The 10,215-nt window shown below is 38.4% G+C and carries 10 protein-coding genes; all 10 read left to right on the top strand.

The features are described 5' to 3' along the window. Positions 1–43 precede the first annotated feature (43 nt). The 10 genes from sbcB to ilvN all read left to right on the top strand — a co-directional run bounded on the left by sbcB (position 44) and on the right by ilvN (position 10,180). Positions 44–1,507, top strand: a complete 1,464-nt coding sequence (gene sbcB, locus ABZA26_RS02125) for an exodeoxyribonuclease I (RefSeq protein ID WP_372712876.1) — start codon at positions 44–46, stop codon at positions 1,505–1,507. Between the two features lie 326 nt (positions 1,508–1,833). Further along, positions 1,834–2,748 carry an aspartate carbamoyltransferase gene (pyrB, locus tag ABZA26_RS02120; protein WP_372712875.1) on the top strand — a complete coding sequence of 305 codons (915 nt, stop codon included), beginning with the start codon at positions 1,834–1,836 and terminating at the stop codon, positions 2,746–2,748. A gap of 15 nt (positions 2,749–2,763) precedes the next feature. After that, complete coding sequence (pyrI, locus tag ABZA26_RS02115) at positions 2,764–3,201, top strand: aspartate carbamoyltransferase regulatory subunit (RefSeq protein ID WP_372712874.1); 438 nt, start codon at positions 2,764–2,766, stop codon at positions 3,199–3,201. Between the two features lie 13 nt (positions 3,202–3,214). After that, on the top strand, positions 3,215–4,018 hold the full coding sequence (locus ABZA26_RS02110) for a dihydroorotate dehydrogenase electron transfer subunit (RefSeq protein ID WP_372712873.1): 804 nt from the start codon (positions 3,215–3,217) through the stop codon (positions 4,016–4,018). Between the two features lie 19 nt (positions 4,019–4,037). After that, complete coding sequence (locus ABZA26_RS02105) at positions 4,038–4,958, top strand: dihydroorotate dehydrogenase (RefSeq protein ID WP_372712872.1); 921 nt, start codon at positions 4,038–4,040, stop codon at positions 4,956–4,958. Between the two features lie 42 nt (positions 4,959–5,000). Next, positions 5,001–5,726 carry an orotidine-5'-phosphate decarboxylase gene (gene pyrF / locus ABZA26_RS02100; RefSeq protein WP_372712871.1) on the top strand — a complete coding sequence of 242 codons (726 nt, stop codon included), beginning with the start codon at positions 5,001–5,003 and terminating at the stop codon, positions 5,724–5,726. Next, entirely contained in the window at positions 5,720–6,976 is a 1,257-nt protein-coding gene (locus ABZA26_RS02095; RefSeq protein ID WP_372712870.1) for a dihydroorotase family protein, read from the top strand. Before pyrF ends, ABZA26_RS02095 begins: the two co-directional genes overlap by 7 nt. Beyond that, positions 6,969–7,592 carry an orotate phosphoribosyltransferase gene (pyrE, locus tag ABZA26_RS02090; RefSeq protein WP_372712869.1) on the top strand — a complete coding sequence of 208 codons (624 nt, stop codon included), beginning with the start codon at positions 6,969–6,971 and terminating at the stop codon, positions 7,590–7,592. The genes ABZA26_RS02095 and pyrE overlap by 8 nt, the downstream gene beginning before the upstream one ends. 411 nt (positions 7,593–8,003) lie before the next feature. Beyond that, complete coding sequence (gene ilvB, locus ABZA26_RS02085) at positions 8,004–9,689, top strand: biosynthetic-type acetolactate synthase large subunit (RefSeq protein ID WP_372712867.1); 1,686 nt, start codon at positions 8,004–8,006, stop codon at positions 9,687–9,689. Positions 9,690–9,694: 5 nt separating this feature from the next. After that, a complete protein-coding gene (gene ilvN, locus ABZA26_RS02080; protein ID WP_372712866.1) occupies positions 9,695–10,180 on the top strand; it encodes an acetolactate synthase small subunit in 486 nt (161 codons plus the stop codon). The last annotated feature ends 35 nt before the right edge of the window (positions 10,181–10,215 follow it).

The raw sequence follows: 10,215 nt of genomic DNA, 5'->3' as shown, positions 1-10,215 counted from the left end.
TATACTGATATAGTAAAATAATTTTATTAAGGAGTTGCTTATTATGAAAAAAACTTATCTCTGGTATGATTATGAAACTTTTGGAGCAGATCCTAAAAGAGATAGGATTTCTCAGTTTGCAGGGATCAGAACAGATATGGATTTTAAAGTGATAGATGAGATGGTGTACTACTGCAAATTGGCAGACGACTATCTCCCGAATCCTGAGGCCAGCCTTATAACCGGGATAACACCTCAGGAAGCAAATGAAAAAGGGATAACTGAAAATGAACTGGCAGAAATATTATTCAAAGAGTTTACAAAAGAGGGGACAATAACTGTAGGCTATAACAGTATAAAATTTGATGATGAAATAACAAGAAATCTTTTTTACAGGACATTTAGAGATCCCTATGAACGAGAGTGGAAAAACAACTGTTCGAGATGGGACTTTATGAGAGCTGTTTTAGGAGTATATGTGATGAAGCCTGATCTTCTCAAGTGGCCGTTGAAAGATGACGACCGGCCTTCTTTCAGACTGGAAGAGCTGAGCAAGGTGAACGGAATTGTCCACGAGAATGCCCATGATGCAAAGTCAGATGTATACGCCACCATAGGACTGGCGGAACTTCTAAGTAAAAAGTCTCCCGGTGTTTTTAATTATTTTTTCAGTCTGAGAGATAAGGAATTTGTGAAATCGGAATTGTCTAAGGACGACTTGTTTTTGCATATAGATTTTGGATACGGATATGAAAGAGGATACGCTTCTCTTATTTATAAAGTCGGAGACTTTTCTAAAAACGGAGACAAAAATGCATTTTTATTTGTAGACGTTCTGAGCGATATAGAAGCCATTGAAAATATGAGTACAGAGGAGATTAAGGAGTACCTATACTACTCCAATGAGAAGCTGAAAGAGGCCGGGGTAGAAAGACCTGGACTCAAGCAGATAAGAATAAACCAGTGCCCACTTATTATCTCTTATGACAGCCTCAAGGAAAAACCGGAATTTTTGAATGGTTTATCAGAAGATTCTAAAGAGATAGTAGAAAAAATAAAAAGTATCTCATCCAGAAGAAAGGATGATTTTCTAAAGGTCTTCACAAGAGATGAAAAAGGTCAAGAGACTGATGCAGACTTAGATATATACGGTTCTTTTCCCAGTCACAGTGACAAAAATGAGATGGCGACTTTCCATAATGAGAACTATAAGTATGTACCGAAATTTAGGGAGAAAAAATACAAAGAGCTTTATTTTAGATTTTTAGGGAGAAATATGCCTGGAATTTTTACTGAAGCTGACAGGAACAAGTGGAGAGAACACTGCTATGAGTCAATATCTAAGGAGCGTGAGGGATTTCAAAACTTATCAGTTTTGAAAAAAGAGATAGAAAAACTCACAGAGGAGTATAGAGGGGACAGAAAAAAAATCAAAATTATAGAGGATATAAGAGAGTATGCAGAGGAGCTTGAAAAGAAACTAAAGCCAACATTAGTAAAGCCTGGAAAGCAGCTAAAAATGTTTTGATAAACTGTCTATTGACTTTTGAAAACATGGTTAAAATAAAAAAAGTTGCATTTATCTGTTTTTTTTGATAGAATAATTCCAGTAAAAATTTTAAAAGGAGGAAGAAAATGTTGTTTAGGATATCTTCTAGAGGAAGAAAAAAAATTCTGCGTTTTACATTTTCTAAATCTTTTCATTCTATTTTTAAAGCTTTTTCAACCTATAATATTAATTTTGATGATGTTTCAATTTTGAATTTAATAAAAATGTATTCTACAGGAATAGTGACTATAAGATAAATCTTATAGTTTCTATTCTTTTTTTTTACAAAAACACGGGAGGGTGTCATGAAAAATATAATTTCACTGAGAGATCTAAAAAAAGAAGATATACTGAAAATTCTAGAGGTCGCGGAAAAACTGGAAAAAAATCCAAAACCTGAACTTCTGAAGGATAAAATTGTATCTACACTTTTCTTTGAGCCATCTACAAGAACAAGACTTTCATTCTGCTCGGCTGCCCAAAGACTGGGAGCCAGAGTACTTGGGTTTGATTCTCCAGATGCCACTTCTCTGAAAAAAGGTGAATCACTGAAAGATACGGTGAGAATGGCAGAGGCATATTCTGACGTCATCGTCATGAGACATTATCTAGACGGAGCTGCGAGACTTGCTGCAGAAGCCACAGTGAGGCCTGTGATAAATGCAGGAGACGGATCAAATCAGCATCCGAGTCAGACACTTCTAGACCTCTATACCATCAAAAAAGAGATGAGTAACCTGGAAAAACTCAAAGTAGCCTTTGTAGGAGACCTGAAGTACGGAAGGACAGTCCACTCCCTTACAAAAGCTCTCTCACATTTTGATGCAGAGATGTATTTTGTAGCTCCGGACTCTCTGCAGATGCCTGACTACATACTGGAAGACCTGGAAAAATCCGGGATAAAATATCATATTATTGAAGATTTCAGAGATATCTTAGGAGAACTGGATGTTTTCTATATGACCAGGATTCAGGGGGAAAGATTCCCAGATGAAGAGGAGTACCAGAAAGTAAAGGGGATTTATGTTATAAATAAAGAAAATATTATGGGTAAGTGCAAAGAGAACATGATAATAATGCACCCTCTTCCGAGAGTAGACGAAATTTCAACAGACCTTGATGATACAAAGCACGCTCTTTATTTCAAACAGGCTTCAAATGGTGTGCCTGTGAGAATGGCAATGCTGGCAATGGTATTAGGGAGAGAAAATCAAATTTAAGGAGGTAATCTGAAGATGGAACTTCAAATAAATGCAATTGAAATGGGAACTGTAATAGATCACATAGATTCTGAGAAAACTCTTGAAATAATGAATCTCCTTGAACTGAACAAGGAGAACGGAACTATAATGGTGGCATTTAACCTGGAAAGTAAGAAACAGGGGAAAAAAGGGATAATAAAAATAGACAGCAGGATATTAAAAGATGAAGAGATAGAAAAAATAGCTATCCTGGCCCCAAATGCATCTATAAATATAATAAAAGATTTTAAGGTAGTGGAAAAGAAAATGGTAGAGCTGCCAAATACCATTAATGATGTAATAAAATGCCATAATCCAAAGTGTGTTACAAATTTTGAAAAGGTTCCTACGAAGTTTTACAGAGAGGGAAAAAAATACAGATGTGCTTACTGTGAAACAAGTATTAAAAAAAATAATATAACTTTGAAATAATAGAGGAGGCAGCATGTTTTTAGAAGACGGGGTAATCATAGAAAATAAAAATATGGGAGATAACTACTATCTCATGAAAGTAAAGGCGGTAAAATCAGCCGGTGTGGCTAAAGCCGGGCAGTTTTACATGATAAAATGCCATAATGGGATAAGGATACTAGGAAGACCTATAAGCATCCATTATGCAGACCAGGAAAATCACATTTTGGAATTTTATTATGAAGTTACAGGTAAGGGTACAAAGGAGTTTACCAACTATAAAATAGGTGAAGAAATAAGAATGCAGGGACCTCTGGGTACAGGCTTTGATACAGAGGTAAAAGGAAAGAAAATCCTCGTAGTAGGCGGTGGAATGGGTATGGCTCCCCTGAAATACCTGGTGGAATCTGTAAAAAATAAAAATACAGTGACAATAATAGCAGCTGGAAGAGATGTAGGGGCAGTGAGAATAGCTGATAATTACCATTTTCCAAAAGAGGATATATTCTTCGCAACTGACGACGGTACTGTGGGAATGAAGGGAAATGCAGTAGATGCAATGAAGAAACTCCTGACAGAAGAACAATACGATATAGTATATACATGCGGACCTCATAAGATGATGGAGGCAGTGGCTAAAGTAGCCGCCGAGCACAAGATGAGATGTCAGATATCTCTCGAAGAAAAAATGGCCTGCGGAGTAAAGGCCTGTGTAGGGTGCTCTATAAAAACCAAAGAGGGTATGAAAAGAGTGTGTGCCGACGGACCGGTATTTGAAGCTGAAGTAATAGTGGATGTGAATCCTGAAGAAAATCCTGGATGCAGCTGCGGAAATTAATATTGAGGGGTGAATAATTTTGAATAGATTAAAAACTAATTTTGTAGGTCTGGATTTAAAAAATCCAATAATGACAGCATCGGGATGCTTTGGATTCGGACTTGAATATAAAGATTATTTTGATCCTAACGAACTGGGAGCAATAGTGGTAAAAGGACTCACTCTAGAGCCTAGAGATGGTAACTTCGGGACTAGGATAGCAGAAACTCCTGGAGGAATGTTAAACTCAGTGGGACTTGAAAACCCTGGAGTGGATTACTTTGAAAATGTAATAACAAAGGATATAGAGGGGAAGATAACCAGCCCTATTATCGCTAACATAAACGGAAGGACCATAGAGGAATATGTGGAGATAGCCAAGAGGGTAGAGGGTATAGAGGCCGTGAAGGCAATAGAGCTCAATATATCATGTCCCAATGTAAAAGACGGAGGAATGGCTTTTGGAGCAAGACCAGAAGTAGCCGGAGCAGTAACCAAGGCTGTAAAAGAGGTAACTACCAAACCAGTAATAGTAAAGCTTTCTCCAAATGTAACAGATATAGTAGCCATAGCTAAGATTGTAGAGGAAAACGGAGCCGATGCAGTGGCTCTTATCAATACACTTCTGGGGATGTCTATAGATATAAAGAAAAAGAAACCTATGTTGGGGAACATATTCGGTGGACTTTCAGGTCCTGCAGTAAAACCGGTAGCTCTAAGAATGATATACCAGGTTTCTCAGGCAGTAAAAATCCCGGTGCTTGGAATGGGCGGAATCAGCTGTGTAGAAGATGCCATAGAATTTTTAATGGCAGGAGCTTCGGCGATATCTCTGGGAACTGGAATATTTATAAATCCGGTACTTCCTGTGGAAATAAAAGAAGGACTTGAAAAATACTGCCTTGAAAATAATCTTGGGAATATATCCGAAATTGTGGGAGCGGCACATCCAAACAGATAGTCTTACATGAAAATAAGTAATGAATATATTAGGGGGAATAAAATGAATGCTAAAGACAGGCTGATAGTGGCACTTGACTTTCCGACAATAGAAGACGCAAAGGGACTTGTGGAAACTCTGGGAGACTCTGTATCTGTATACAAGGTGGGACTTGAGATGTTTCTGAATTCTAAGGGAGAGGCTGTGGAATATCTGGGATCTTTAGGTAAAAAAGTATTTTTAGACCTGAAATTTCATGACATACCAAATACAACGATGATGGCATCTGTCTTTGCAGCAAAACAGAATGTATTTATGTTTAATGTCCATGCTGCAGGGGGAAGAAAGATGATGAAGAGTGTTTCTGAAGAAGTAAAGAAGATAAACCCAGAGGCTCTTGCAATCGCTGTAACTGTGCTAACAAGCTTCTCTGAAGATGATATAAAAGAACTCTACAAAACAGAGCAATCCATAAAAGAACTGGCTATGCACTGGGCAAAGATAACCAAAGAAAGCGGAATGGACGGAGTAGTGTGCTCTCCTTGGGAAGCAGCAGCAATAAAAGAGGAGTGTGGAAAAGAGTTTAAAACCATATGTCCTGGAGTAAGACCGCAGTGGGCGGCGGCAAATGACCAGCAAAGGATAATGACCCCTAAAAACGCAATACTAAACGGCTGTGACTTCCTTGTGGTGGGAAGACCTATTACCAAGGCCGATGATCCTGTAAAAGCAGCTAAACTAGTCCTGGAAGAAATAAAAGAAGGACTGGAAGAGGCAGGAGTATGCTGATAAAAAATGCCAGGCTGGTACTGGACAATGGTGATGAGGCACTGAGGGATATTCTTGTGTCAGAGGGAAAAATAACTGAAATATCAGAGGAAATAGGTATAGAGGGTGCAATAAGAAAGATATTCCAAAATGAAAGTCACCTCGTAAAAATGGATTATCTGGATCTTGAGGGAAGATATCTTATCCCAGGAGTGGTAGATGCCCATGTTCATATGAGAGATCCGGGGCTCACTCATAAAGAGACTGTGACAACGGGTTCTATGTCATGTGCCAAAGGGGGCATAACGACATTTATAGATATGCCCAATACAATTCCTGCAACAGTAACTGAAGAAGCTCTAGAGGATAAAAGAGGTATTTTTAAAGGCAAAAGCTATGTGGACTACGGTTTTCATTTTGGTGGCAGTGGGGATAACAATAGCCAGGAGATAATGAAAGTAAAAAATACAGCGTCAACAAAGGTGTTTCTCAATATCTCCACAGGGAAGATGATGGTGGAAAAGGATGAGACTTTAGATGATATTTTTTCATCGTCTAAAATCGTAAGTGTCCATGCAGAGGAAGAGATGGTAGGGAAAGCCATCTCTCTTACTAAAAAAAATGGAAATGAACTGTACCTATGCCATCTTTCTCTCAAAGAGGAAGTGGAAGAACTGAAAAGGGCTAAATCTGAAGGTATGAAAGTTTACGGAGAAGTAACTCCTCATCACCTTTTCCTGAATACAGACAACAGAGATGAAAACGAAGAGAGCAAAAAACTCCTTATAATGAAGCCAGAACTGAAAAGTAATAGGGACAATGAAAGTTTGTGGGAGGCTCTGAGAAACGGTACAATAGATACAGTGGGAACAGACCATGCTCCTCATCTTCTGTCTGAGAAGAGGGAAAAGACAACTTTTGGAATCCCGGGAGTAGAGCATTCTCTCGAAATGATGCTAAATGGTGTAAAGGACGGGAAGATAAGCATGAAAAGGCTTATAGAGGTTATGAGTGAAAATCCCGCTAAGATATTCAATATAAAAAATAAAGGAAGAATAGAGGTCGGATATGATGCTGACTTTGTAGAATTGAACCTGGATCTGGAAAGAGTCATAAAAAGAGAAGATGTGGTCTCTAAATGCGGATGGAGTCCTTATGAGGGAATGAAAACAGGTGGAACAGTACTGACAACAGTTGTCAGAGGGGAAATAGTATATAAAAACGGAAACTTTAAAAATAAAATCGGAAGGGAAGTGGAATTTAATGGATAGAGCAAAAAAAGTAGCGAAGGTACTTCTAGATACAGAGGCAGTGAGACTGAATGTAAAGGAGCCTTTCACTTATGTGTCTGGAATAAAGAGTCCAATTTACTGCGACAACAGAAAGGTAATAGGTTATCCAGAAGGCAGAAAAATAGTTGTGGAAGGGTTCATTGAGCTTCTGGCAAATAAAGAGTATGATGTAGTTGCAGGTACTGCTACAGCAGGGATACCTTGGGCTGCATTTATAGCTGAAAAACTGGATAAACCTATGTCATATATCAGATCAAAGAAAAAAGAGCACGGAGCAGGTAAGCAGATAGAGGGAGCAGATCTAGAAGGTAAGAGAGTAATAGTAATAGAAGACCTCATATCTACAGGGGGAAGCTCTATCAAGGCAGTGGAGGCAGCAAGAGAAGCCGGAGCATCCCATGTGGAGGTGCTGGCTATATTTTCTTATGAGTTTGAAAAAGCGGCTAAGAGTTTTGAAGAGGCAAATTGTAATTGCGAAACTATATCTAGCTTTTCGACTCTTATAGGACTTGCAGAAGATGACAAGTATCTAAATCCTGAAGAAGCTGAAATAGCAATGAAATGGAACAAAAATCCAAACGAATGGGGTAGATAATTAGGGGGAATAAAGACGAATTGTTTAAAAATCGTTGACAAATGGACAAAATTACTATATGATTAGTACTAATAAAAGCTATTTACAGGAGAAATAATATGACTTTTAATAGATTTGAATATAAATTTTTTCTCATTATCATACTGATTTGCTCTCAGGTTTAAACTTTGTAAGAACTAAGGTTTTTTACAAATAAAGTTTGAGCCCTGTTTTGATCCTCATAAAAAAGGCTTGAGCTGAGAGTTTACAATGAATCAAAACAAGCTTGAGCCATCTGGTTTAAGCTTTTTTTTTTAGGGAGATATAGAGTGAGATCTGAGCAGTGAGTTATTTATGGTAAATTAAATAGCACTGGGTAACAAACCAAGAGCAGTAACTAAGAATTGTTAAACACGGGGGTGGGAGATAGAGATGAGTTATAAGAGTTTTTTGAAAGGGTCAAGGATTGTATTAGAAGTTTTAAAAAGAATGGGTGTAAAAGATGTGTTTGGTTATCCTGGGGGAGCAGTTATTCCAATTTATGACGCTTTCTATGATTTTAAGGGGATAAAGCATTATTTGGCAAGACATGAGCAGGGTGCAACTCATGCTGCAGACGGATATGCCAGGACTACTGGGAAAACAGGGGTGTGCATCGCAACTTCTGGCCCTGGAGCTACAAATACAGTCACAGGAATAATGACTGCTTATATGGATTCGGTGCCTCTTTTGGTTATAACCGGGCAGGTTCCCACAAGTTTTCTGGGAAGGGATTCTTTTCAGGAATCTGATATACTGGGTATAACGTCACCTATTACAAAGCACAATTATCTTGTAAAAAATATAGAGGATCTTCCTGGAATTCTCAAAGAGGCTTATGAACTGACAAAAAAGGGAAGGCCGGGGCCTGTACTTGTTGACATTCCAAAAGATGTGCAGATGCAGGAGATCTCAGTAGAAAGATTTGAAGAACTTTTTGCAGTTCACTGCGAATATGTAGGAAATAAATATCCAAAAAAATATACTTCAAAAGATATTGAGACAGCTGTAGAAATGATAAAAAAATCCAATCATCCTGTTTTTATAATAGGAGGGGGAGTCATGAATGCAGGGGCAGCTGAGGAAACTAAAAAAATGCTGTCAAAAATAAATGCTCCCAGTGTAGCCACTCTTATGGGTCTAGGAGCTGTTCCTTATAATTTTCCAGGCCATATGGGAATGATAGGAATGCATGGTAAGGTATGGGCCAACAGGTGTGTAGATGAGGCGGATCTGGTAATCTCTCTGGGGATGAGATTTGATGACAGGATTGTAGGAGACCCAGAGCTGTTTGCACCTCATGCAAAGAAAATACATGTGGACATAGATGCTGCGGAAATAAATAAAAATGTCAAGGTAGACCTTCCTCTTATAGGAGATGCCAAGGATGTCTTAGAAGATCTTTTTAATGCAGCTATAGAGGCTGATTTTACTGAGTGGAGAGAAAAATGCGAGTCCTATATACTAGATGAAGATTCTAAAGAAGACTGTCTGAATCAGGTAAGTACAATTAAATACCTAGGTGAAATTTTACCAGAGAGCAGTATAGTAGTAACTGATGTGGGACAGCACCAGATGTTTACTGCCCAGCACTTTAAATTTAGACAGCCGCATTCTTTTTGTACTTCTGGAGGGGCGGGAACCATGGGGTATGGTCTTCCTGCTGCTATAGGGGCACAGGTAGGAAATCCAGGTAAAAGGGTAATAGCCATAATAGGAGACGGAGGGTTTCAGATGAATCAGCAGGAACTAATAATGCTGAGGCAGTATGATCTTCCTGTAAAGATTTTTATATTGAACAATGGAACACTGGGAATGGTAAGACAATGGCAGGAGCTTTTTAACCAAAAGAGATATTCTGAAGTAATTTTAGATATAAATCCTGATTTTGTAAAACTTGCAGAGGCAAACGGGCTGAGAGGGGTAAGGGTAAACAGCGTGGAGGAACTAAAGCAGATCGAAGGTATGATAAATGATGACAAGCCGCTTCTTGTGGATGTGGTAGTGCCTAGAGACTGTAATGTATATCCGATAATACCAGCAGGAAAGTCTTTTTCAGAAACAATAATAGGGGAGTGAGTGGGATGAAATACAGAGAAATACTTATAATTATGAACAATAAGCCGGGGGTTTTGAGTAAAATATCAGGATTGTTTCAAAAGAGGGGAATCAATATAGAAACAATCACTGCAGGGGAGAGCTATCCTGCAGACTTGGTGAGGATGACTGTTTGCGGAAACTGGGATGAATATACGGTTCATCAGATAATGGCCCAGGCAGAAAAACTTTTTGATGTAAGGTTTGTAAAAGAGTTTGACGACAAAAACAGCGTAGACAGAGAGCTGGCACTTATCAAACTAAAGGCTGATGATTCCAGAAGGGCTGAGATAATGCAGATAACTACAATTTATAGGGGAAATATTGTAGACGTGGGAAGAGAGAGTCTTATAATAGAGCTTACAGGTGGTAAAGAAAAAATCGCAGGTTTTCTTAATTATGTAGAAACTTTTGGAATTCTGGAAGTTGCAAGGACAGGAGTAACAAGCATGACAAGAGGAAGTGAACTATAGCTAAAAAATTTTAATATAAAAAATCAGGATGTGTC

Source organism: Ilyobacter sp. (assembly GCF_041583315.1).
Taxonomy (GTDB): Bacteria; Fusobacteriota; Fusobacteriia; order Fusobacteriales; family Fusobacteriaceae; genus Ilyobacter.
Note: the sequence above shows the minus strand (reverse complement) of the source record. Positions and strands in the feature narration are given on the sequence as shown.